This window comes from Mycoplasma sp. CSL10137 (assembly GCF_017116845.1).
In the GTDB taxonomy this organism is placed as follows: domain Bacteria; phylum Bacillota_I; class Bacilli_A; order Mycoplasmatales; family Metamycoplasmataceae; genus Mycoplasmopsis.
In genome coordinates this window covers 1-24,494 of the sequence record NZ_JAFIRE010000004.1, presented here as the reverse complement: position 1 = coordinate 24,494, position 24,494 = coordinate 1, and the positions used below count along the sequence as shown (strand labels likewise).

Sequence of the window (24,494 nt, the reverse complement as noted above, 5' to 3'; positions counted from 1 at the left end):
AAAATTATATTATATTTATAATATAAAATAAGGAGTAAAATGATTAAACATACACAAGATGTTAAAAATTCTCAAGTTGTTGTTTCATACACAATTAAATCAGATGAATTTCAAAAATTATTTAATGAATCAATAGATAAAAAAGCACAAAAAGTTAAAGTTCCTGGTTATAGACCTGGTAAAGCTCCAATTGAGAAACTAAGATCATACGTTAACAAAGAAGATGTTTTTACAACACTTATTAATAACTTAGCTAGAAATAAATTCTCTGAAATTGCTAGATATATCTCAGAAAATAAATTAGCAGTAGTTTTACAATTTCATGAATTAGATATTAAAAACGAAGAAAACGGTGACTTAGTAATTAATTACAATTTCCCTATGATGCCTGATCTAAAAAAACTTACTTTAAAAGGAATCGATACTAAATTTAACTTTAAAAAAGTAGGTAAAAAAGAAGTTGAAGATGCAAAATTAGAAATTTCAGAAAAATTCAATGGTCTTGAAGAAATTAATGACAAAAATGAAAAAACAGTTTTAGGTGACACAGTTAACATCGACTTTAAAGGATTTATTGATGACGTTGCTTTCGAAGGTGGTGAAGCTCAAGGACATGATTTATTATTAGGTTCTAAAACTTTTATTCCTGGATTTGAAGATCAATTAGTTGGTAAAAAAACAGGATATAAAGGTGATGTAGTTGTTAAATTCCCAACAGATTATTTTGTTAAAGAATATAGAGACAAAGAAGCAACATTCCAAGTTACAATAAACGCAATTAAAAGACCTTCAAAATTTGACTTTAACGATGATTTTGTAAAAGGATTCAAAATTGAAGGAGTTGAAACTTTAAAAGAATTTGAAAAATTATTAAAAAACAAAAAAGAAGTTGAGTTCTTTTTAGAATCAATTAGACAATTTGAATTAGAAACTATTGAAGAAATTATTAGCAAGTCAAAACTAGAAATTAATCGTCAATTATTACAAGATAGAATAAAAAAATTGGAAGATGATTTTAACAATTCATTAAAACAATACGGATTAAAGAGAAAAGAATATCTTTCATTTGTTAAAACAACAGAAGAAGAATTAAACGAAGAATTCAACAAAATAGCAAGTTCTGAACTTAAAAAATCATTAGTTCACGAATATTTATTTGGTGAACTTAAAATAAATGAAGAAGATAAAGACTTCAAAGAATTTAAAGAAAAACTACAATTAAGCGGAGAAAAAGGTATACCTGGTAACTCGGCTCAAGAGATTGAAAAAACTAAATCAGAACTTGTTAAGACAATTACATTTAACTACAAATTGCTTGTATTATTGAAAAAAGATAAAGATGCAGAAGAATATAAAAAATTAGCATTAAAATTAAAATTCACATTCTAATAATATTTAAAAATCAGGAGAATATCCTGATTTTTTTGAAACATTCTTTCATTTTGAAAATATTTTTTGAAAGTTATATAATAAGAAATATATAGGAGGGAATGTGAATTCAAATGAAGAAAACAAAACAAATAGTGAAGTTATTGTAATAAATAACTTAGAAAAAAGTTTCAAAAAATATAAAGCTTTAAAAGGGATTTCTTTTAGCGTGAATAAGGGTGAATTGTTTGGCTTTTTAGGACTAAACGGAGCTGGTAAAACAACCACATTGAATATTATTTTAGGCTTATTAAAACGTGATGCGGGAGAAGTTTTGATAAATGGTCAAAATATTGATGAAGACATAGTTTCAATTAGAAATCAAATAGGTATTGTGTTTCAAGAATCTATTTTAGACCCCGGATTAAATGTATATCAAAATTTACTAGTTAGAGCTAGTCTTTATAAGTCTTTTTTTAAAGATAAAACTCCAAAAGAAATCGTTGACGAAATTATTGATGAATTTCAACTAAATGATTTTGCTAATAGAAATTACTCTCAACTTAGTGGAGGACAAAAAAGAAGAGTGGACATAGCTAGAGCACTTGTTCATAAGCCGTCGATTTTATTTTTAGATGAACCTACAACCGGTCTAGATCCAAATTCTAGAAAACTTGTTTGAGAAATACTTGGTAAAATACAAAAAGATAGAAATCTAACTATTTTACTCACAACTCATTATATGGAAGAAGCAAACAATTGTAATAGAGCAATAATAATTCAAAAAGGTGAAAAATTAGTTGAAGGGTCCCCTTCAGAACTGAAATCAAAATATTCAAGTTCTAACATTAAAATATATAAGATGTCAAACACATTAAGTGACTCTATTTCAAAGTCAAATTTAAATTTTAAAATTGACAATAATGTTTATACAATTAAATTTAAGGATTTTAATGAAGGTTCAAAATGAATTAAAGAACACATTAAGGATATTGAAGATTACGAATTTTTCAAAGGTTCAATGGACGAAGTCTTTTTAAATGTAACCGAACAATTTGGAGGTAAAAATGTTTAGTCAGTTAAGCAATTTATTTAAAAGACATTTCTTAATCTTTGCAAAAGATAAAAAAAGAATTTTCTTTACCTTTATGAGTCCTATGATTGTACTTTTATGTTTCGCGTTATTTGCAAGAAATATTTACATTGGCCAAATGCCAAAACAAACGCCTGAAATTATTAAAAACCAATATGCCGATATAAGTTTAATGATTGGGCTTTTATCGGTAACCACATTTACAAATGCAATTAGTTTATCAAGTGTTATGGTAACTGACTCAGAGAGAAAAATATTAAATGATTTGTATATGACACCCGTTAAAACTAGTGTCATACGTTTGAGCTACCTACTATTCAATATATTTTTAAATATTTTAATTACGACAATAATGTATCTAATAAGTATTTTTTGAATGTTGGGAAACAAAACTTTTATTGTGAACAACCAAACTACTATTCCGTTTGCAAAAGGAATGTATATTTGATTTAGCGTTATTGTTGGATGCATCTTAAATAGTGCTATATTTGTGTTCATTTTTAGCTATGTTTCAAATAGTGCTGCATTTAGTGCCTTAAGCGCTTCTTTAAGCGGAATCGCCGGTTTTCTTATTGGTGCATTTGTTCCGCTAATCACATTTCCAAGAGCACTTGCTGAGATATCAAGTTTAATTCCTGCTACGCAAATTAGTAATTTAATTAAATATTTTGCACTAAAAGACTTGTCGTTTGTGAATCAAAGTAACGCAAGTTTTGAATTCTATATTCTATTAGGACAAAATATAAAATGATGAGGATCATTCCTATATGCAACAAGTTGAATTACATTAATGTTTACACTTAATTTTGTGATTAAAGTACCTAAAATTAAGTAAAAAAATAACATTTAATTAAAACTCCAAATTTAATTTAGATTTGGAGTTTTAATTTTTTACAATACTATCTTTATTATTTTTTTTAAGATAATTATTTCATACTTTAGAAAAATTTCTGCATCTTTTTTTCTATCTCTAGTTAGGTTGAAAAAGTGTTTCTATCCATATCGTCAAAATTTAAAATATTCCCCATTTCCATTTTTATACCTAGACTTTTTCATCTTGATGAGCGATTACTTTATCTTTAATTCTTTAAGTATTAAAATCTTGTTCGATTATTACCTCATTTATAAACGATATTTTGTTTGTTAAATCATAAAAATAAAGTGCTGTTTGATAAGAAAAAAATAATTGCATTATTTGTTGTTAAAAAAATAGTTTCATCATAATTATAATAATTAAAACTAATGTAAACTCACTCGAATCTTTCGGAGTCACCTTTTTAAACATTTTTATTAAATATCATGAATGGATATTATTTTAAATAGCTATTTCGATATTATTACGTTGTTAGATTTCATAATTTTAGGATGTTTTAATTTCTTTTGTGCTCTGTTATACTACACATATACAAGTTATAAATTAAATATTTAATAATTATTTTAATACTTTAGGTTTTTAAAATAAAAATTAACATTTACGTAAAATGTTAATTAATAATATTAGATTTATATATTTTTTCACATATTTATGTGATATTTTATTACATTTTAATGTTTCCTGGTGTTCTTGGGTAAGGAATAGTATCTCTAATATTTTCCATACCTGCAACGTACATTACAAGCCTTTCAAACCCTACTCCAAAACCAGATGATTGCATGTGTCCAAAACGTCTTAAATCAAGGTATCATTGTAGATCTTCTTGGTCAATACCTAATTCGTTTACACGTTGTACTAATTTTTCGTAATTTGTTTCTCTTTGGCTACCACCAATTAATTCACCAACACCCGGTACTAAAAGGTCGAAGGCGGCGACTGTTTTACCATCTTCATTTTGATACATGTAGAAAGCTTTAAAGTCTTTAGGGAAATTGATTACAGCAACAGGAGCTTTGTATAATTCATCTGTTAAATATTTCTCGTGTTCGCTGCCTAAGTCTAAACCAAATTTAATATCTTGGTTTTCGAATCTATCTTTAACTTTCAATAATTCTTCAATTGCATCTTTGTAATCAACAATTTTAAGAGGTGTATTAATATAATTTTCTAAACGTGAAATTAAATTGTTGTCAATATGTTCGTTTAAATATTCTATCTCTAATTTATTAATTGATAAAGTGTTTCTAATAACGACTTTAAGCATATCATCTGCTAATAAAATAGTTTTATTTAAGTCATAAAAAGCCATTTCTGGTTCTATCATTCAAAACTCAGCTAAATGTCTTTTGGTATTTGAGTTTTCTGCTCTAAAAGTTGGTGCAAAAGTATAAATCTTGTTCATACCTAGGGCATAACTTTCTCCATGTAATTGACCTGTAACACCCAAACTTGCCTTATTGCCTTTACCAAAAAAGTTTCCTTCTTTTGATGAATCATCAACTAAAAATGTTTCACCTGCCCCTTCTCCATCATTGCTTGTAATAATAGGGCTATTCATATAATAAAATCCTTTATTATCAAAGTATTTATGTACTTCTTTCGCAAGAGTTGAACGTATTAACATAACAGATCTAAATAAATTAGTTCTATGTCTTTGATGTGGTATTTCTCTCAATGTTTCAATTTTCATTTCTTGTTTTTGAATAGGAAAATCTTCATCAACGTTTTTATAACCAATTAATTCTATCGCCTTCATTTCAATTGGTTGTGGAGAATTAGGTGTCGCATTTAATGAACCTTTAATTTCGATAGCTGCACCGTTTCTTAATTGATCTAATAAATCAAAATCAAATTGTTCACCCTTAAAAACTACTTGTAAGTTTTTAACAGTTGAACCATCATTCATTTCAATGAAACGAATTTTCTTGCTACCCCTATTAGAAACAACTCAACCTTTAACTGTAACATCAGTTCAGCCATCGTAAAAGTTTGGTTTTAAAATCATTTTTTTAATAGTATGCATATTATTCCTCTATATTAATTTTTATTATTATTTTAGTTATTTCCCGCTTTGTTTTATCAGTGATTAGCGGACAATGCAATTCACCGGGTAAAAATAAAGCAAAATATCCTTTAGTCAAACGCAAATAATTATTTTTATTATTGTAATTCACAAAAACAACATCGTTTTCGGGTTTATGTAATAAAACATTTTGTTCGTTATATTCAGGATTTAAATCATATCCAAATATTTCATCACATTCACCTGCGTAAATATGTATATCCACATTTTTAGCATGAATTTCGCCAAAAGTTTCCTTCGGAAATAATTCTTTATACTTCATTTTGACAATTTTAATTTTGTCATCAATTTGTGTGATACCAAAATCTAGAGTGCTAAAATCAAATTCTTTAAGTAATTTTAAAGCACGATTTAGTGACGAATATTTGGTTTGATAAACATCAGCATTAATAATTTTATCGTATATCATTATTTATTATTTTCCTCGTTTTTTATTTTCAATAAAACTTGGTCAATTCTGCTACCAATTGTAGATACATCATCAAAGTAAAATTTAATCGAAGGAACTTTTCTTCAATTTAATCTCTTAGATAAAATTCTTTTCACCATGCCCGCAGAATTATTAAGTGCAATTAAACCTTTTTCTTTATTAGAAAATAAGTTTACATAAACCTTTAGATAACTCAAATCTGATGATAACTCCACATCCATAACAACTGGATCTATGATATTTTTATTTGTTATTTCATTAAACAAAATATCTGCTATCATATTTCTAATTAATGCTTCTTTTCTTTTTAAATTTATATTGTTCATAAGTATTTAAATTATATATTATTTTATCCAAAATTTATACAAAAATAAGCCTAGTATATATTAAGTTTTGATTTTTTTTAATAAAATTATCGTTTTATATTCGTTAGATATATTAAACAAAAAATATTAAAAAACATCAAGAATATAAAAATTATACTTGATGTTTTTTGTAATAATTATTTGTTTGCGTTTGATTTTTGTAAACGTTTGTTAAATCTATCAATTCTACCTGTAGCTTTGATTTGAGTTTTGTTTCCTGTGAAGACTGCGTGACAGTTTGAACATACGTCAACTGTAAAGTTTTTTCTTGTTGATTTAAAAGTAAATTCTTTTTGACATGTTGAACAAGCAACTTGAACTTCGTAATAAGCAGGATGTAAATCTTTTTTCATTTTTTTCGATCCTTTCGACTATTTTGAGTAGAACTCAACAACTAAAGCATCTTTGATTTCTGAATGAATTTCTGTTCTTTCTGGCAATCTATCTAATTTAGCTGTAAAGTCTTTTCTTGTCATTCAAGCTGAAGCTTGTTTTACTTCTAATGCTTCTAAAATTTGTTTATTTGTTCTTGATTTTTCTTTTAATTCAACAACGTCCCCTAATGAAACTACCATTGAAGGAATATTTGCTTTTTTACCGTTTAATGTAAAGTGTCCGTGATTAACAAGTTGACGAGCTTGTCTTCTTGTTGTAGCAAATCCAGCTCTATAAACTACGTTATCTAAACGTGTTTCAAGTAATTGTAATAAATTTGTACCTGTAACACCTTTAGCTTTAACAGCTTTTTCAAAAGCTTTACGTAATTGTTTTTCGTTTACACCAAATAAGTGTTTAACTTTTTGTTTTTCGTATAAGTGTAAACCGTAATCTGATAATTTAACTCTTTTGTTTCCGTGTTGCCCTGGTGCATAAGTTCTTTTTCTACCTTTTGAAAATTCTTTACCTGTTTCTAAGATAGAAAAACCTAAACGACGAGCTTTTTTGAAAACTGGTCCTGTGTATCTTGACATTTTTTCCTCTTTCTGCATAGGATGAGGGTTTATTTCTAACTATTAAAGTTTAACTTAATGTTTTCAACTAAACAGCTTAATCTACTAACAAAGTTTGACATGTTAAATTTTTCTTAGCTATAATAAACTGCTGTGCTCAATTTATGCTTTATTATTTTATCATTTTTATGCATTTTTATAAATAATATTTACAAGTTTATTTACCTTAAATTAAGTCACATTTTTCAATATGCTAAAAACACATTGCAAAAATATCTAATTATTTAAAAAATATTTTAAGCATTAAATTATATGTTGTATAATTTGTTTATATTACTGGTCGGTAATATAAAATTAAAAATTTAATTTCATATACTAAGTCATATTAATTTAAATGACAATTACATAATAAAAAATAAATAAACGAGGAAATAATGAAAAAAATAAAATTATTAAAAAAAATACTTCTCCCACTATTGGGATCAAGTGTTATTGTTGTTGCGTCATGTTCAAATCAAGCAGAATCTAATATTTCAAAAGAAAAAGAAAGTAAAGAAACTACAAAAGAAAATAACGAAAAAGAAACAGAAACACTTAATTTAATTACAAATTCGGATGATAATTCCGAAAAAGATGAATCAAAAGAAACTAAAACAACCGACGAAGTAAATTCAGATTCTGACGATGAAGAAGGTGACGATGATGAAGAAAACGGAATTTTCGGTTCTTCAAAATTATCAAATTTAGTTGGATTACTTAAAGGTGATTCTAACAGTTCAGATTCAGTATGATCAGGTGGCTCAAGCGGCTCAGATGAAGACGAAAATTCTTTAAAACAACAAGCAAGCAAAAAATTAAACGAAGCTTGAGAATACTACGATTTCCTTACAGAGGATGAAGATGGAAAATATTCAGATCTATCAGATAAGTTAAATTTAGGAATAAATAATATACAAAAGGAAACCGGTTATTTTAAAGGAAATTTAACAAATGAAAAAGCTCAAAATTTCATTAATCGCATTAATGAACTTTTAGAAGATACAAAAGCTAAAAAAGAAGCTATTGATTCTGAAAATTCAAGCAATGATGACACAACTAAAGAAACCGAAAAACAACAAAAAGAAGGTGAAGAATCAAATTCTAACACTGCAAAAGAAGAAAAACAAGAAAATCCTGAAGATGAAAAAATAAAAAAAATATATAGCGAAATAGAAGACATAATTTTAGAAGCTTATGATTATGATACAGATGAACTAACTGATGAAAAATATAAATCACTTTCAACTGAATTAATGGAAAATCTTGAGAATTTTAAGCAAAAACTTAAAGAAGCTAAAGAAACACTTTCAGAAGACAATGCTAATAATTTTAAGGCTGAAATAAGAAAAATTGTAGATGATATAAAAGTTAAAAAAGAAGCTATTGATAACGAAAATACAAACGGAGAAACTACATCAAAAGACTCTGATGAAACAGAAACAAGCGAAGAAGCGCAACCGGATGAAGAAACTTCTACAACATCAACAATTCAAGAATAATTATTAATAATAGATCCTAGCGATCTATTTTATTTTGCAAGAAAAAACCATTTATTTTAAAAAAACATAATTATTCGATTGTATATTATAATTAAAGTAAGTTTTTAAACTTAAAGTTTGTATAAGGAAGTAAAATGAAAAAAAATAAAATACTTAAAAGTCTACTTATCCCTATATTAGGAACAAGTTTTGTGACTTTAATTTCATGTTCTCCAACAAAAGAACAACAAAGCAAAGTTATAACTAATGATTCTTCAAATAAAAATCATTCTGAAGAAAAACAAAATAATTCAGAAAATCAAGATATTTCAAATTTAAATAACGATAAGATAATAAACAATAATTCTAGAGGAGCAGAAGAAAAAAATAGTAACAAAGCAAGCTCTAGTGACACTCAAAATAATAACAGTCAGAAAAATAATCGTGGTAATTCAAGTGAAGGTTATTCAAACTCAGATGATGAAACTAATAATGAATCTAAAGAAGATGATCAAAACGTTAAAAAAAGCGTACTAGAAGCATACGAAAATATAATTAATGAACACAAAAACTTTATAAATTTGTATAATGAAGCTAAATTAGAAAAAAACATAATGTATAAATACGAAATGTTATTTGATTCAATAGATAAAATTAATGAAGATTTTGATCGATTAGAAACTCCGCTTAAATTTGATAAACAAGAATTAGAAAAATACAATAAAACTCTAAACGATTTAAAAGATAAGTTCGATGAAATTACTAAATTAAAAAATACTTTAAGTACTCACCAGGACACTAGGCCTGAATACTATGCAGGAAATTTTGACAAAAATAATATTAAAAAAGAGGAATCTTCACCTAAAAATGATTACAGTAACTACCCTGAACTTGAAGCTATAAAAAAATCTACCAAAGATGGAAATACAAATGTAGATCCTGTTAGATCTTTAGTAAATAAAAAAGCTTTAGAATTCATCGATCTTGCAAAAGGAAATATAACTGATTTCAATCAAAATAACTATACCTTACATCAAAAGGAAGAATTGAGACAATTTCTTAATGAAACTATTATAAAAGGTGAAACAAACAAAAAAAATCAAGTAAGACTTGTGTTTAATTGAATTACAAAAAACGTACAATATGCCAGACAAGCTAATCAAGCCAAATTAAACCCATATGAAGTTAAACAATATTTATATGCCGTTTGTGGTGGGTATAGTATATTATATAAGGCATTTTTAGATTTGTTAGGCATTAAAACAGTTATGGTTATTGGTTGATCTTCTGCGGGAGCTCACCAATGAAATGCAATACAAGATCCTGAAACTAATGAATGATTCTTTTCGGACACAACTTGAGGGGTTATTGACCAAAGATATTTTAGACTATCACCTAAAGAAATTTCAAATGATCATATGGTGGAACGTGTTTTAGATTTAGATTTTAGTAATGAAAATGTAATATATGAATACTGAAACGGATTATCAGTTAAAAATGCACTAGTAGATAACCCTAATATACCAGATAAATTAGATGAAATTGTTGTAGAAAATATTTCGGACACTATTTTAAATAATGACAAAGTAAGAACATTACATATACCACAATTTGTAAAACACATTGAATACCCCGGAACTAAAGGCACATACGCTTTTGATGTTTCAAAGGATAATAATTTTTTTGCTTCACAAGATGGTATTCTATATAGTAAAAACTTTGAAAAAATATTGATGACTCCTAATAATTTAAATGTTAAAAATGTCGTAATACCAAAAGAAACATCAACATTAAATGATGGAAAAGAATTATTTGAGTCAAGCGTTGTTGAAAGCATTGAAGTTGAGGCAGGTAATTATTCTTTCGCTTCATTTAAAGGAGTTTTATACAACAACGACTTTTCACAAATAATATCAATACCAAATGGACTGACAAATTTAGTTGTGCATCCAAATGTTAAATTCCAAGGACAAGAAATATCTTTCAAAGATAATATTAAAACAGTTAAATTAAACGAGGGAATCACAAATATTGTAGATTATACATTTAACACACTTAAAAAATTAGAATATGTTATTTTACCATCTACAATTGAAAATATTAGTGAATATGCCTTTTGACAAGTTAAAAATATAACTCTTAAGACTTACAAACATAACAAATACGTAGAGGACTTCGCAAAAAAACATTCATTTAAATATGAAGTTATTGAAAATAATTAAAAATTACTTCCTTTTATATAAAGGAAGTTTTTGTTTAATTTAAAAAAATAATATAATTTAAAATATGGAAAACATTAAAAAAATCTTTACTGAAAGCAAAACATACACCGGTGCTAGAAAAGTTATTTTTATAACAACTTTTATTTATGCATTTTTATTTATTTTAACAATATTATTATCCATTTTAGGAAGTTCTATATTAGAAAAAATGTTATATAGCTCTAAATATAGTGGACGAGTATTTTTTATAGCATTAGGTTTAATATTATTTGGTGTTGTTTCTAATTTTATAATTTCGTTTTTTATTAGAAACAATAATATGAGTTTACTAAAATCATCGTTACTCGCTATTTTTAATTTAATAATATGAACATCGATAATAACTGGATTTTTATTTATTTTCAAAACAAACGAAAGAGTTTCATCAATAAATGCAACCAATAACACTTTTAGTTATACAAACTTTCTTTTAATATCCTGTTTACCATTATTAATTTTAATGGTTTGTGCTACGATAGGTTATTTCGAACTAATTAATAAGCATATACTTAAAATAACAATGACATTACTCGGAATTGCCTTAATGATATTATTTTTTGTTTCTTTCTTTGTCTTAAAAGTTCAATGATATTATTCATTATTAAGTGTCATTTTTATATCAGGAGCAACAATATTTGAGTTTTACTATGTAAAAAAAGAAATTCAAAACTTTGCTTATGTATCTTCAAATTCTCAAATATATAGCTACGCAATTAATTTGGCAACTAGATTATTTGTTAACACGTCATCAATGTTAATACATATTTTAAGACTTTTATCTTTTTCAAGAGATAATTAAGAGATATATTACTTTTATAAAAAGTACTTAAAAATAATATTAAAACATTTAATATTAGCAAAAACAAAGCAACAAGCACCAACACTTATTAATGCTTGTTGCTTTTTTATTAGACATAAATATTTTTTGCTTTTAAAAACACTACTATTTATATAAAAAAGTAAGTAATCACTTACTTTATTTATGATATGTAATTCCATTTTTAATTGTAAATGCTCTATATATTTGCTCAATGAGCATCACTCTAAAAAGTTGATGTGGAAAAGTCATTTTAGAAAAATTTAACTTATTACTAAAATATGTTTCTATAACTCCATTTGATCCTCCGATTACAAAAGTTATATTATCTGTATTAGTAATACGTTCACTAAATTCTTCTGATGTAACTTGCTTAGCTTGGGTAGATAAGTAAATGACTTGTGAATTTTTTGGTATTTTTTCTAATATTAATTCTGTTTCTTTTTGTTTCTTCAATTCTATATTTTGTATTTTTTGTTCTTTAATTTCTATTAAGTTAACTTTAGCAAAAAAGTTAACTTTTTTTAAATAATCATTAAAAAGGACTTGATATTCTTTAGATAAACTGCCTACTGCAACAATATTTAATTTCATTATTTTTGAGAAGCTATATGAAACATTAACATTTGAATATCTGCAGGGTTAATTCCCGAGATACGCGAAGCCTGACCGACAGTCTTAGGTCTAATTTGTTCAAGTTTTTGCATTGCTTCTGTAGCTAAATTAGCTACTTGACGATAATTAATATTATCAGGTATTTTAAAGTTATCTAATTTAGACATACGATTTGCCAATGATTCTTGTTTTCTAATATAACCATCTAAACGAACCATTGTTGTTAATTCATTTTTAAATTCAAAATCACCTAAAATATCTTTAGCATCAACGTCTGGTCTAGCTAAAGCTTTTAACATTGAAACACCATTTTCAATTTTATATTTAATTCCAATTTCGCTCTTAGATGAAACAAATTGTTTTGATAATTCATCTATTTTTTTATTGATTAAATCATATTTATCAATAACTTTTTTATAATCATTATCATTAACTAAACCAACATTATGACCGTGTTTTGATAATCTAATATCAGGATTATCATTTCTAAGTAATAAACGATATTCTGCTCTACTTGTAAGCATTCTATAAGGTTCTTTAGTCCCTTTTGTTACTAAATCATCAATTAAAACGCCAATGTAAGCATCACTTCTTCTTAAAATAAGAGGTTCTTTATTTTCTAATTTTTGACCCGCATTTATACCCGCTATTAAACCTTGGGCGGCAGCTTCCTCATATCCACTTGTTCCATTAATTTGACCTGCAGTAAACAAATTACCAATAACCTTTGACTCTAATGAACTTGAAATTTGTAAAGGGTTTAATGCATCATATTCAATTGCATACCCTCATTTTTGAATTCTTGCATTTTTAAGTCCTGGTATAGTTCTTAACATTTTATCTTGAACATCTATTGGCATAGATGTAGACATACCATTAACATAAATAATACTTCCGTCAGCTGTTTCTGGTTCAAAGAAAATTTGATGGCGTTCTTTATCCCTAAAACGCATTACTTTGTCTTCGACACTTGGGCAATATCTAGGTCCAATTCCTTTAATTAAACCTGAATACATTGCAGATTTAGAAATATTATCTTCAATTATTTTATGTGTTTCTTCGTTTGTATATGTTAAGTAACATGAAATTTGTTCTGCTAATTTAACACCTGAACGTGAAGAGAATGTTAGTGCAGTATCGTTTAAAACTTCTTTCTCAACCTCTGAAAAATCAATGGAGTCAGCGTAAACTCTTGCAGGAGTACCTGTTTTTAATCTTTGTAGTTCTAAACCTAGTTTTTCGAGTGATTTACTTAATTTAGGTGTAGTTTTTTGGTTGTCGGGTCCACTTATCGTAATTTCATCTCCACGTAAAATTCTAGAATTCATATAAGTACCTGTTGTAATAACGGCAACTCCTGCTTCTATTAGACCAATCCCTTCAACTTGAAAACCTTTAAATGTATTGTTTTGATCTGTTATAACTTCTTCGACAACAGCTTCAATTAAGGTAATATTAGGATGTTTTTCGAGTGCTTCGTAAATAATCTTTGAATATTTATCTTTATCAATTTGTGCTCTTAGTGCTCTAACTGCAGGTCCTTTTGATTCATTTAGCATTTTTATTTGAATCATTGCTAAATCAGAAAAATAACCTTGAACTCCACCTAAAGCATCTATTTCTCTTGTAATTATACCTTTAGCCGGTCCTCCAATAGAAGGATTACATGGCATCATAGCTAATCGATTTAAATCGAAAGAAATTAACGCTACTTTATGACCTTTGTTCGCTAAAGCAAATGTGGCTTCGACACCTGCGTGACCACCACCAACTACAATTGCGTCATATTTTTTTTCTATCTTAAACATAATTTAATATTTTACCAAATTTAATATTTTATTGTAAAAAGAGGTAAAAAAAGTTAAAAATAACGTAAAAAAGGACGTTGTTTTTAACTTTTATATTTTTAAATCTTAGAAAGAGGATTTAACTTTTAAGAATTTTCTTATTTTAGTTATATTTTGGTTCGTTATAAATTTAATAGATAAAAAGTAAATTATCACAAATACAATTACAACAGGTATAACATCACCTGTATATCAAACTCATTGAAAACTTTTATCATCATTAACAAATGGAATTCACATAAGTGTATTAGTAATTCCTACAACCAAAATAACTCATGACAAATTTTTAAATTTGTAATAATAATATGTTGCTAATAAAAATCCGCCAATAATAAAAATAATGCTAAATAATGTCGAAAGAATAATTCTTACTCAATAGTTTAAATTCAAACTTTTTGTTTGTTCGATTAAATGCCAAGGTATTATTCTTCCAGAAATTAAAACTAATGCAATTACACTTAAAGTAAATAAAATATTAAAAATTCATGATATTTTCTTATTCACGTGTTTCTTTAAGTCTTTCTAATAAATTAATAAAGTCATCAAGTGAAACCGTAGTTGTTTCGGTTTCGCCATATTTACGATACGAAATAGTGTTCGAAGTTCTTTCTTGTTCTCCTAAAATAACTTGGAATTTAGATTTTGATATTTGTGCTTCACGCACTTTTTTTCCTAATCTTTCTTCAGAAGAATTTAGTTTTGATCTAAATCCAAATGAAAAAAGTTTATCATTAACTAATTTTGAATAATTAAAATCTTCTTCTGAATTTGTTGCAGGAATAACAGTTATTTGTTTTGGGGCAAGTCAAAACGGTAAAACACCTTTAGTTTGTTCAATTAATATCGCAACAAATCTTTCGTATGTACCGATTAATCCACGGTGAATCATAACCGGAGTTTCATCTTGACCTTGCGAATTTGTAAATGTTATTCCAAATTTTCTTGGTAATAAAAAGTCTAACTGTAATGTTGAAACGGTTATTTCATGACCTAAAGCGGTGAAAATTTGAATGTCCATTTTCGGACCATAAAAAGCAGCTTCTCCAACTTTTTCTTCGTATTTAACACCTAGATCATTTAGAACATTGCGTAATTCATTTTCTGCTTCATTTCACATATTATCATCATCAAAATATTTTTCTTTGTTATTTTGATCTCTCAACGATAACGAAACATAATCAATCTTTATTTTAAATGCTTCAAGTGTTTCTTTAATTAATTGATACATTGATTTGAATTCTTGTGCTATTTGATCTTTACGCACAAATAAATGACCCTCTGTTAATAGCATTCCACGAACACGTTCAAGACCTGTAAGAGCTCCAGATTTCTCATAACGATATAATTGTGATTGTTCGCTATATCTAATCGGTAAGTCTCTATATGAACGTTTTTCTGTGTTATAACAAATTATGTGATGCGGACACGTCATTGGACGTGCAATTAATCTTTCATTTTCTACAACAATTGGTTTAAACATATCATCTTTATAGTGAGATAAGTGACCTGAAATTTTATATAATTCCTCTTCACCAAAATGTGGTGTTAAAACCTCGGTAAACCCATATTTACGGTCATTTTTTAAAACTAAATTACGAATTTCATTATGAATAGCCATACCATCTTCTAATCAAAAAGGTAAACCTTGCCCACCCAATTTATTAAAAGTAAAAAGTTTCATTTCTTTACCTATTTTACGATGATCTCTTTCTTTTCTGTCTTTTAAAATTGCTAAATACTCATCTAATTCTTGTTTTGTTTCTCAAGAAGTACCGTATATTCTTGTTAATTGAATATTATCAGAATTACCTCTTCAATATGCACCGGCAAGACTTAAAAGTTTAAAATGTTTGATGTTTTTAGTATCTTCAACATGGTTTCCTGCACATAAATCAGTAAAAATAACTTCCTTATTTAGTGGGTCAACTAACGAATAAAATGTTATTGTTTTTCCCGCTGCTTTTAACTCATTATACAATTCTTGTTTATAAGGTTTATTTGTTAAATCATATTCTTCTTCTGATACTTGTTTCATTACTAAATTTCTAGAAGCAAGTTTTTTCATTAAACGTTCTATTTTATTTAATTCTGAATCAGACAATGGATCTAAAAACTCAAAATCATAATAAAAACCTTCATCAGTTGCAGGACCAAATCCTAGTTTCACATTAGGAAAAAGTTTCTCAACCGCAGCACCTAAGAGGTGGCTTGTAGTATGATTCAATTGCTTATTTGCTTTCATTTATTTCTCCTTCAAAACCAATATTTTTCATTATTTTTGATAAAGTTTTGTTTGCTATAATATTAGCTTTTTTCGCACCATTTTTTGCTATTTGGTCAACAATTTCAAGAGCTTTGTAATATTTAGATTGAATATCAATTAATAAATCTTTAACAGCATTTCCGACTGCTGATTTAAAGTCTTTATAATTATAGTCAGCAAATATTTTTTCCGCTTCTTCTAAACTAATTTCTTTAATTGAAGCATAAATATTTAATAAATTCAACACGCCAGGTTTTTGTTCTGAAACATAAACTTTATTTTCTGAGTCAGTAACTGCTTTCATAATTTTAGAATACGCCTTATCAGGATCATCAAGTAAATATATTATAGATTTTTCACTTTTAGAATCTGACTTAGACATTTTAAAATTTGGATCTGTTAAAGATCTAATTCTTGCTCCAACTTTTGGAACGTAACCGGTTGGTATTTTTAAATCTAAATTATATTTTGAATTGAATCTCTCAGCTATATTTCTAGTCAATTCTAAATGTTGAATTTGATCTTCTCCAATCGGTACAACATCTGTATTATAAAGCAAAATGTCTGCAGCCATTAAAGGAGGATACATCAAAAGACCGGTTGGTATTTTCTCAGTTCCGTTACCTTGTTTCATTTTACTAGATTTATCTTTAAATTGAGTCATTCTTGATAATTCACCAATAGTTGTTAAAGATGTACAAAGTCATTGTAAAACACCAGTTGCCATAATATCAGATTGATAAAATAAAGTCGTTTTTTCATAATCTAGTCCACATGCAATGTACATTGCTATAATGCTTTTACGTGCTTTATTAAATTCAACAGGATCAACTACGCCTGTACTCAATGCGTGTAAATCAGCAACAAAAACGTATGAATCATATTCCTTTTGCATTAAAACAAAATTTTTAATAGCACCTATATAATTACCTAATGTCAAGCTACCTGTGGGTTTTATACCACTTAGTAATGTTTTTTTCATATTTTTCTCCAATAATTTAATTATTAATTAAATTATAATACAATTTGAAATTATATATTGTATTTAACATTAAATTTAAAAAACCAAAGACCTATACTCTTTGATTTTTCATTTTTGAATTAATATCAGATAAAATATCATTTATTTTTTCAAATTCTTCTTTTGTTAACTTTCCTTTTAATTCTATTGTTTTAGAAACAATGCTATAAATTTTTTTCATTTCTTCACTATATTTTTTGTTTTTTTCATCTTTTCCATAGTGAGTTAATTGATATTCGATTTCGAATAAGTAAGTATAATCTATATTACTTTCAATTATTTGCTCTAATATTTTGAAAATTATCATTATTATAATTGCTCTAAATTCCTTTTGATTGTAATCAAAATTTTTAAGCAAATTATTCAATTCATTATCAAGTAATTTGAAAAAATTAGAATAATCAGCATGTCCATGACCGACATTTGAACTTTCCAAAATTTGATCAACAAAATTCATGTCAATTTTATTATTTTCTATAATCTCTTTATATTTCTTTAATAAAGAAAATCCTTGTTCTATTTCATTTTTATGTGTATCTAGATTAAGTGCAACTATTTTACTTAAAATACTCTCAGCCTCTCTAACGTATTTATATTTTAGAAAATCATTTTCATTAGAATAAGAAGTAAAAACAGATGAAGTGATTGTTCTCAAATTTAAAAACAAAATTGAACTTATCAATCGATCGTTGTTTTTTTCGTTATCTTTTGAACCATCATTTTGCATATGTCTATCTTCGTTTATTGACTCAATTTCATTTTCTTTGGTTTGCGACGCATCATTTTGCATATGTCTATCTTCGTTTATTGACTCAATTTCATTTTCTTTGGTTTGCGACGCATCATTTTGCATATATGTCTATCTTCGTTTATCGATTCAATTTCATTTTCTTTGGTTTGCGACGCATCATTTTGCATATGTCTATCTTCGTTTATTGATTCAATTTCGTTTTCTTTAGTTTGCGACGCATCATTTTGCATATGTCTATCTTCGTTTATCGATTCAATTTCATTTTCTTTACTTTGTGAACCATCATTTTGCATATGTCTATCTTCGTTTATTGATTCAATTTCGTTTTCTTTAGTTTGCGACTTATCATTTTCTATTTTATCTTTAGAAGGCTTGTTATTTTTCATTTCATTTTTGTCATTTAAGTTTTTGTCTGGCATGTCACTTTTTAGTTCTTCTTTTTTTGTGATATTTGATGTACAACTTGCAAGTGTTGCAAAAGAACTCATAAAACCTAAAAATAATAATGATTTTGTATATTTATTCATATTTACCTCTCTCTATTTTTGATAACTATTTTACCATAGATTTTAAATTACAAAATTTTAATACTATGATATAGCGTTAAAGGAAAAGATGAAAAGTAAAAAACACAAAAAACTATAAAAATAATATAGTTTTTTGTGTTGAATATTTTTATTTAATTACATCGATCAATGTGTATCTAAAAGTTTCACCTCCGTATTCTTCAACAAATAATGTACGTTTTGCATCACTAGGTTTTATTTTAGAACTTTCTCAAGGCGCGACAGTATCAATGTATTTTTTTAGATCAAAATCATTTAATTTATCATTACTTAAAATCAATTTAGGAAATGAATAAAGATATTGGTTTAAATAAACTCTATCAACATTTTTCCTTTCAATTACTTCGTTATTATTGTATTTTGTTACTTTTTTTGTTCCAAAAACTCTTATAAAATATATATATCCTTCTTCTGATAAAAAGTATATTCTATCTTCATATTTATAAATCGTCTCTTTTATTTTGTAAGTTGAAGAATTTGGATTTTTTTCAAAGTTTTTAACTGAAAATTCTCTTAAATCATATTCTTGTATCGCTGCGTCAATAATTTGTAATTTTTTTGGATTGTAGAAATCATTAAATATTTTTTTATTAGTTTCTAAATCTTCTATAAAATCTTCTTTAAAAGCTTTATCGGGTTCAATATCTGAAAAGTGAAAGAAATTAAAGCGATTTATATTAAAAAGAAAGAATAATCAATTTTTTGAATATAATTGTTCTTTTATATCGGCGGACTTTTCAGTAATAAAATTTTTTCCGTTGCTAAAAAAACTGGTTTCATCATCGAAATCAGAGATTATATTATTGCCAAATCTTGAAGCAATTTTAATATCATCAAAATATTTTTCCTCAATACTTTGTTGATTTTGAATATATTTTCGAATTTCATCTTTAGAATTAAAAGATCTTTCTAAAATTAATTTTATATATTTTTGATTAATAAAATTTTCTCATTCTTTATTTTCATCATTTTTTTTAATAAAACTTTGAGCGGATTGCAATTTCTCCACATTAGTAGATGTATTTGAACACGAAAGGGACATTAGTAAGGGTAGGCTAAAAATAAAAGAACTAAAAACTATTTTTAAAATTTTACTTTTTTTCATTTTCGGCTCCTTTAAATAAAATGGTTGGAAATACAAAAATAGGGCTTCCGTATCTTTGTTCTTTAACCATTACTTCTTCAAATTCAGAAAATGCAGACGGATAGTTATGTATAAACAATGTATGAACAATAGAAGAAACTAATGCCAATGAAATAGACTTAGCTTTTGATTCAGGAAAATATCAAATCATAGGCAAAATATTTATTGTCGGTTGATCTTGATCTAGATCGTTTACACTTAATCTAAATACCATTTTTTCTTTTAAAATATAATAAATGTTAGTGTTTGATATCTCGATGGATTCATCCCCTACTCTTATCTTTTCTAAAAAAATATTTTGAAACGAAAAAGTATCAACATTTTTTTTATTTTGAATAATTTTTTTATATTCTTCGCTTGCGGTATTTCCGTTTTGCAATCCATCAAATACATATTCTAGAAAATTAAATTCAAATTGATTAATATGAGTTAAGAAAAAATATCAGTTTTTAGAAAAGAATTCTCTTTGTTTTTTTGCAAACTCAATCCTTGAATTGTTATCATCTAAATTACTAAATTCCTTTTGGTTCTGGATAAATTTTTCCAAAATTATTTTTTCGTTTATTTTTTGTGAATTCAAAAAATCTAATATTTTAATTTTATTACCTTTAAAAAGTTGATTCAGTATTCTATTTAAAATATCTTCAGTTTTAGTTTTATTTTTATCTATCGTTTTTTCGCTAACTTCGTCTAATAATAATATTTTTTGACTTAGTTTATTTCTGGAAGATTGAGAAAAGTCGGCACATGATACAGAACTTAAAGGCATTAATATTGATATTAAAAAACCAGTTAAATATTTATTTATTTTCATTAAAACCTCATGTATATCTTTTAACTTTGATACTCTTATTTAATCTATTAAATTCAAATATTTCTTTAAAAAATAATTCAGAATAATTTTCGCTATTAAAAATTTGGAATAAAGATACATCATTATATTTTTTATAACTAATATTCTCATCATAGTTGTTGGATTTAATTTTTTTAAAATATTTAATATCCTCTTCTATTCTTTGATTTCTAAGTTTAATAAACAATTCAAACATTTGCGAAATATTTTTATCGCTCAAATCACTATCAAAAACAAATAAATCTGGTGTTATTTGTAAAATATTTTCATCTTTTTTATTATATGCAAAAAAAGGAATTAAAGCATTATTTGAAATTTGTACAAAGCCTATTTTCTTATTAGTATATATATCTTCTTGTAAGTTTGGTAAGTCAAAAAATTTAAAACCTTTAATATCCTTAGAATGAATTTTATAAAATAATTTATTTTGTTTTAATAATGACTTAAATTCATTGACATTTGTTTTATCAGTTTTTCCTTTATCATTAACATTATCTTTATATTTATTGTCAAAAGGATTGAATTGAAATAACATCGAATCTAAATTATTTAAATATCAGAATCAATTATTTGTTAATAAATTATTTAATATTTCTATTGATTGTCTAGCATACTTTATTTTAATTTCTTTTGCTTTATCTAAAATGTTAACAATAGAAAAAGGTGAATAAGTCAAAGAAACATTTAGTTCGTCAAAATAATCATTATTAATATTATTTTGATTTAAAAAATATTCATTTTTAAAAGTTTCGCCCAAGTCTTTGCTAAAAAAGAAAGTATTAGCTAAATTTTTAAGGTATATATTTTCATCTTTTTTATTATATAAATAATTTTTGTAATTATTCTTATCTTCATTATTTGTTTTAGATGAAATAATAAGTGCGGCGGTTAATATAGAAATAGCAACTGTTGAAGAAATAGTCCCTAATAAAATTTTTTTAATTTTTAATAACTTTTTCATAAAATACTTTTTCTAAATTTGTAGTTTTAGGCCCGTTAAATAATATTTTTCCTTTGTGAATAAGAGTAAACGAATCAACATATTTATCAATTTCACTTAATATATGTGAACTAATGAAAATTGTCGTCCCTTTTGAATGCAACTCTTTTAAAAGATTAAATAATTGATATCTAGCCGTTGGATCTAAATTTGCCGCTGGTTCATCTAAGATTATTAATTCAGGATTATTAAGTAACATTTGGATTAATAAAACTTTTTTCTTTTGTCCTGAAGAGAAATCATATGGTTTCTTGTATTGTAAACTTTTAATCTCAAATTTTTCTAATAAATAATCTATTTTTTGTTGAACTACTTTTTTAGACAAAGAACCTAAACAACCTAAGTAAAGTAAATATTCGTTAGTGTTTAATTCTTTTGGAAAAATAGCACTTTCTGGCACATAACCGATTTTAGATTTAATAGTTGGATTATTTTTAACATTAGAATTATCTATTAATATTTCACCAGTATAATTTACATATGAACTTATTATTGACTTAATAGTTGTTGTTTTACCAGAACCATTTTCTCCTATAAAAGCGTGAAATGACCCTTTTTTAACAACAAAATTTAGTGAAAAAACTCCAGTTTTTTCTTTATTCGCACTCTTATAAATTTTCGTTAAATTCTTAACCTCTAAAATATTATCATTCATTATTTATAATCCTTTTTATAATATAAAACACTATTAATTGTAATAAGTACACTAATAATTGCTATTCATATTAATCAATATATATTTTTATCAACTACTTTATTAGTCCTTGATAATTCAAAAACTTCATTACTTGTTTGAAATAAATAGTTATCTGATTTAGTTAATTCGTATCTAATAATAATTTTATTATTATCCCCTATTTCTTGTTTAGGTGTGTATTGACTATAACCACCAATATTATATTTAAAATCACCAACTTGTAATGTTAATTGTGTTGGAGTATATTCTAACTCATCTACTGGATTAATTAAAATTGAATCTACTATTTGTTGATTTTCAGTGTTCATAAAATTAAAATAAGCATAATATAAAATAGCTATACCTAAATAAATTTTCTTTTCTGTAATATTCTTGATTTCTTTAGTTTGAAGAGATTTCGGATTTAAAACTATTGAATTAGTTTCTAATCTATTTAAATCACTTGATTCATCATTAATAATTTGTTCGATTTTTGAAAGTAAAGTTACTTTAATATCTCTTTGATCAACTAAATTACTATTTGTGTTTATAAATTCATCATAAAATTTAGTTACGTAATCAATAAAAACCTTATCACTTAATAATTCTCTTAAATAATTCCATTGAATTTCACCTACTAAATTATCAGCCGAAGAGTAAACATATTGATCTTCAGGGAATAAAAATTTAAACGAATCTGCTTTTTCTCTTGCGTAAATTATGTTTCTATTTTCTAATCCTGGTATATTAGATTGATTTTTTAATAATCCAGGCACTAAATAAACACTATTAGAAACTCCTTTAAGAGTTCCGTCTTCATTAAATTCTTCCACTTTATATTTTTCTAAATCAGAATTTTGTTTTAAAGAGTAGTTATATATAAAACTTTCATTATTATTATAATTGAAATATTTTTCTAAATTATTGATTTTTGTTCCACTAAAAAGATTAAATACATTTACATCATCATAATTAAATGTATCTAACATTTGATACGGGGTTGCTAACAATGAGTATATTTGTCAGCTTTTTGGAGCATTTTTAGCAATTTTGTATGCTTCGTTTAAGAAAACTTTTTGATCATTTCTAAATTCTTTATTATTCATACCATTTGGAACAATATAAAAATTATCAGAGTAGTTATTTAAATAAAATATTTCGGCATTAACTAAGTTTCCGGAAGGGTTTTTTTTATGCTCAGTATTTAAGTAAAAAGCAAAATTATCACTCACCGAGGTTGTATTACCTGATATAAGAGTTCCGCCAAAGGCTAAGGGGCTAAATAAAACAACAGGTAACGTTAAGGCTATTTTAGAATTGAATCAATACGCTATTAATAAACTTACATTTCCGAAAAGAATATAACTTAAATAAATAGTTAAAAAAGTTGTATATAATGTCTTTATAATTCACATATGATTTAAAACACTTGCTAATAAAATATTTAAAAGAGTGATCATTGTTGTTCAGTATAACCCAATAATAATATTTACTATTGTTTTTCCAAAAATGATATTTTTTCTTGATAATGGTTTTGAAAAAGTTAATAATTCTAGTCCATCTTCACTTAAATCTTTAAAAATATTTATAGATTTAAGTGAAGAAAAAAATATTGTAAAAATCAATTGTATAGCAATAGTTATATAAAAAATAATGTTAATTTTGTTATTATCTAAATTAATTTGAGAAAAAACTATTGTAATAATCAGCATTAATAAAATTATAATAATCGGTATTATGATTGAGTTTTTCTTTTTTAGAATAACCTTATGCAAAAATTGAATATAATTTCTTGTATTTTTCATATTTCCTTTCGTTTATCATATTACTAGTTAGTAATATATAATAATATTATATATTAAGCACTAAATAACAAAATATTTTTATATTTTTTTATTAATTAACATCTCTGACAAAAAAGAAATAAAAAAATGCCCTTCTGGGCTTATTCTTTGAAAACTGAATAGTAATTAATAATTCATTAAAATGTCTTAAATACA

The 24,494-nt window shown here is 25.6% G+C and carries 23 protein-coding genes; 6 read left to right on the top strand and 17 right to left on the bottom strand.

The window, feature by feature from the left end; translation table 4 throughout:
* Positions 1-39 precede the first annotated feature (39 nt).
* From tig to JXZ92_RS02545, 3 genes are all read left to right on the top strand, one after another.
* Complete coding sequence (gene tig, locus JXZ92_RS02555; RefSeq protein WP_205852218.1) at positions 40-1,389, top strand: trigger factor; 1,350 nt, start codon at positions 40-42, stop codon at positions 1,387-1,389.
* A gap of 103 nt (positions 1,390-1,492) precedes the next feature.
* Positions 1,493-2,443: an ABC transporter ATP-binding protein gene (locus JXZ92_RS04240; RefSeq protein ID WP_205852217.1), complete on the top strand. Its 951-nt coding sequence runs from the start codon at positions 1,493-1,495 to the stop codon at positions 2,441-2,443.
* Positions 2,436-3,296 (top strand): ABC transporter permease, encoded by an 861-nt coding sequence (locus JXZ92_RS02545; RefSeq protein WP_205852216.1) that lies wholly within the window; start codon positions 2,436-2,438, stop codon positions 3,294-3,296. Before JXZ92_RS04240 ends, JXZ92_RS02545 begins: the two co-directional genes overlap by 8 nt.
* A gap of 703 nt (positions 3,297-3,999) precedes the next feature.
* On the opposite strand, the gene asnS is transcribed toward JXZ92_RS02545, so the two are convergent.
* The 5 genes from asnS to rpsD form a co-directional block, all read right to left on the bottom strand.
* The gene (gene asnS, locus JXZ92_RS02540; RefSeq protein WP_205852215.1) at positions 4,000-5,358 is read right to left on the bottom strand and encodes an asparagine--tRNA ligase; all 1,359 of its coding nucleotides are present in this window, start codon (positions 5,356-5,358) and stop codon (positions 4,000-4,002) included.
* Position 5,359: 1 nt separating this feature from the next.
* Positions 5,360-5,827 carry a YhcH/YjgK/YiaL family protein gene (locus JXZ92_RS02535; protein ID WP_205852214.1) on the bottom strand — a complete coding sequence of 156 codons (468 nt, stop codon included), beginning with the start codon at positions 5,825-5,827 and terminating at the stop codon, positions 5,360-5,362.
* Positions 5,827-6,174, bottom strand: coding sequence for a 30S ribosome-binding factor RbfA (rbfA, locus tag JXZ92_RS02530; RefSeq protein WP_205852213.1), 348 nt, complete (start codon positions 6,172-6,174; stop codon positions 5,827-5,829). Before rbfA ends, JXZ92_RS02535 begins: the two co-directional genes overlap by 1 nt.
* Before the next feature lie 176 nt (positions 6,175-6,350).
* Positions 6,351-6,566, bottom strand: coding sequence for a 50S ribosomal protein L31 (gene rpmE / locus JXZ92_RS02525; protein WP_205852212.1), 216 nt, complete (start codon positions 6,564-6,566; stop codon positions 6,351-6,353).
* Positions 6,567-6,584: 18 nt separating this feature from the next.
* Positions 6,585-7,184, bottom strand: coding sequence for a 30S ribosomal protein S4 (rpsD, locus tag JXZ92_RS02520; RefSeq protein ID WP_205852211.1), 600 nt, complete (start codon positions 7,182-7,184; stop codon positions 6,585-6,587).
* Between the two features lie 413 nt (positions 7,185-7,597).
* Here rpsD and JXZ92_RS02515 point away from each other — a divergent pair, with 413 nt between their 5' ends.
* From JXZ92_RS02515 to JXZ92_RS02505, 3 genes are all read left to right on the top strand, one after another.
* On the top strand, positions 7,598-8,701 hold the full coding sequence (locus JXZ92_RS02515; protein ID WP_205852210.1) for a hypothetical protein: 1,104 nt from the start codon (positions 7,598-7,600) through the stop codon (positions 8,699-8,701).
* Positions 8,702-8,835: 134 nt separating this feature from the next.
* Positions 8,836-10,902, top strand: coding sequence for a transglutaminase domain-containing protein (locus JXZ92_RS02510; protein WP_205852209.1), 2,067 nt, complete (start codon positions 8,836-8,838; stop codon positions 10,900-10,902).
* Positions 10,903-10,966: 64 nt separating this feature from the next.
* Entirely contained in the window at positions 10,967-11,740 is a 774-nt protein-coding gene (locus tag JXZ92_RS02505) for an MAG0110 family membrane protein (RefSeq protein WP_205852208.1), read from the top strand.
* A gap of 177 nt (positions 11,741-11,917) precedes the next feature.
* Here the strand turns inward: JXZ92_RS02505 and JXZ92_RS02500 are convergent, their stop codons facing one another.
* From JXZ92_RS02500 to JXZ92_RS02445, 12 genes are all read right to left on the bottom strand, one after another.
* Complete coding sequence (locus JXZ92_RS02500; RefSeq protein WP_205852207.1) at positions 11,918-12,352, bottom strand: 23S rRNA (pseudouridine(1915)-N(3))-methyltransferase RlmH; 435 nt, start codon at positions 12,350-12,352, stop codon at positions 11,918-11,920.
* Complete coding sequence (gene mnmG / locus JXZ92_RS02495) at positions 12,352-14,172, bottom strand: tRNA uridine-5-carboxymethylaminomethyl(34) synthesis enzyme MnmG (RefSeq protein ID WP_374962898.1); 1,821 nt, start codon at positions 14,170-14,172, stop codon at positions 12,352-12,354. Before mnmG ends, JXZ92_RS02500 begins: the two co-directional genes overlap by 1 nt.
* 114 nt (positions 14,173-14,286) lie before the next feature.
* A complete protein-coding gene (locus JXZ92_RS02490) occupies positions 14,287-14,724 on the bottom strand; it encodes a hypothetical protein (RefSeq protein ID WP_205852205.1) in 438 nt (145 codons plus the stop codon).
* Positions 14,717-16,462 (bottom strand): threonine--tRNA ligase, encoded by a 1,746-nt coding sequence (thrS, locus tag JXZ92_RS02485; protein WP_205852204.1) that lies wholly within the window; start codon positions 16,460-16,462, stop codon positions 14,717-14,719. The genes JXZ92_RS02490 and thrS overlap by 8 nt, the downstream gene beginning before the upstream one ends.
* Complete coding sequence (gene trpS, locus JXZ92_RS02480; protein WP_205852203.1) at positions 16,449-17,465, bottom strand: tryptophan--tRNA ligase; 1,017 nt, start codon at positions 17,463-17,465, stop codon at positions 16,449-16,451. The genes thrS and trpS overlap by 14 nt, the downstream gene beginning before the upstream one ends.
* A 91-nt stretch (positions 17,466-17,556) precedes the next feature.
* The gene (locus JXZ92_RS02475; RefSeq protein WP_205852202.1) at positions 17,557-18,357 is read right to left on the bottom strand and encodes a hypothetical protein; all 801 of its coding nucleotides are present in this window, start codon (positions 18,355-18,357) and stop codon (positions 17,557-17,559) included.
* Positions 18,309-18,782, bottom strand: a complete 474-nt coding sequence (locus tag JXZ92_RS02470; RefSeq protein WP_205852201.1) for a hypothetical protein — start codon at positions 18,780-18,782, stop codon at positions 18,309-18,311. The genes JXZ92_RS02475 and JXZ92_RS02470 overlap by 49 nt, the downstream gene beginning before the upstream one ends.
* Positions 18,783-18,930: 148 nt before the next feature.
* Positions 18,931-19,926, bottom strand: a complete 996-nt coding sequence (locus JXZ92_RS02465; RefSeq protein WP_205852200.1) for an aromatic motif membrane protein — start codon at positions 19,924-19,926, stop codon at positions 18,931-18,933.
* The gene (locus JXZ92_RS02460) at positions 19,913-20,779 is read right to left on the bottom strand and encodes an aromatic motif membrane protein (protein ID WP_205852199.1); all 867 of its coding nucleotides are present in this window, start codon (positions 20,777-20,779) and stop codon (positions 19,913-19,915) included. The genes JXZ92_RS02465 and JXZ92_RS02460 overlap by 14 nt, the downstream gene beginning before the upstream one ends.
* Positions 20,766-21,779, bottom strand: coding sequence for a hypothetical protein (locus tag JXZ92_RS02455; protein ID WP_205852198.1), 1,014 nt, complete (start codon positions 21,777-21,779; stop codon positions 20,766-20,768). The genes JXZ92_RS02460 and JXZ92_RS02455 overlap by 14 nt, the downstream gene beginning before the upstream one ends.
* Positions 21,757-22,473 carry an ABC transporter ATP-binding protein gene (locus tag JXZ92_RS02450; RefSeq protein WP_205852197.1) on the bottom strand — a complete coding sequence of 239 codons (717 nt, stop codon included), beginning with the start codon at positions 22,471-22,473 and terminating at the stop codon, positions 21,757-21,759. The genes JXZ92_RS02455 and JXZ92_RS02450 overlap by 23 nt, the downstream gene beginning before the upstream one ends.
* Complete coding sequence (locus JXZ92_RS02445) at positions 22,473-24,299, bottom strand: ABC transporter permease (RefSeq protein ID WP_205852196.1); 1,827 nt, start codon at positions 24,297-24,299, stop codon at positions 22,473-22,475. Before JXZ92_RS02445 ends, JXZ92_RS02450 begins: the two co-directional genes overlap by 1 nt.
* Between the last annotated feature and the right edge of the window lie 195 nt (positions 24,300-24,494).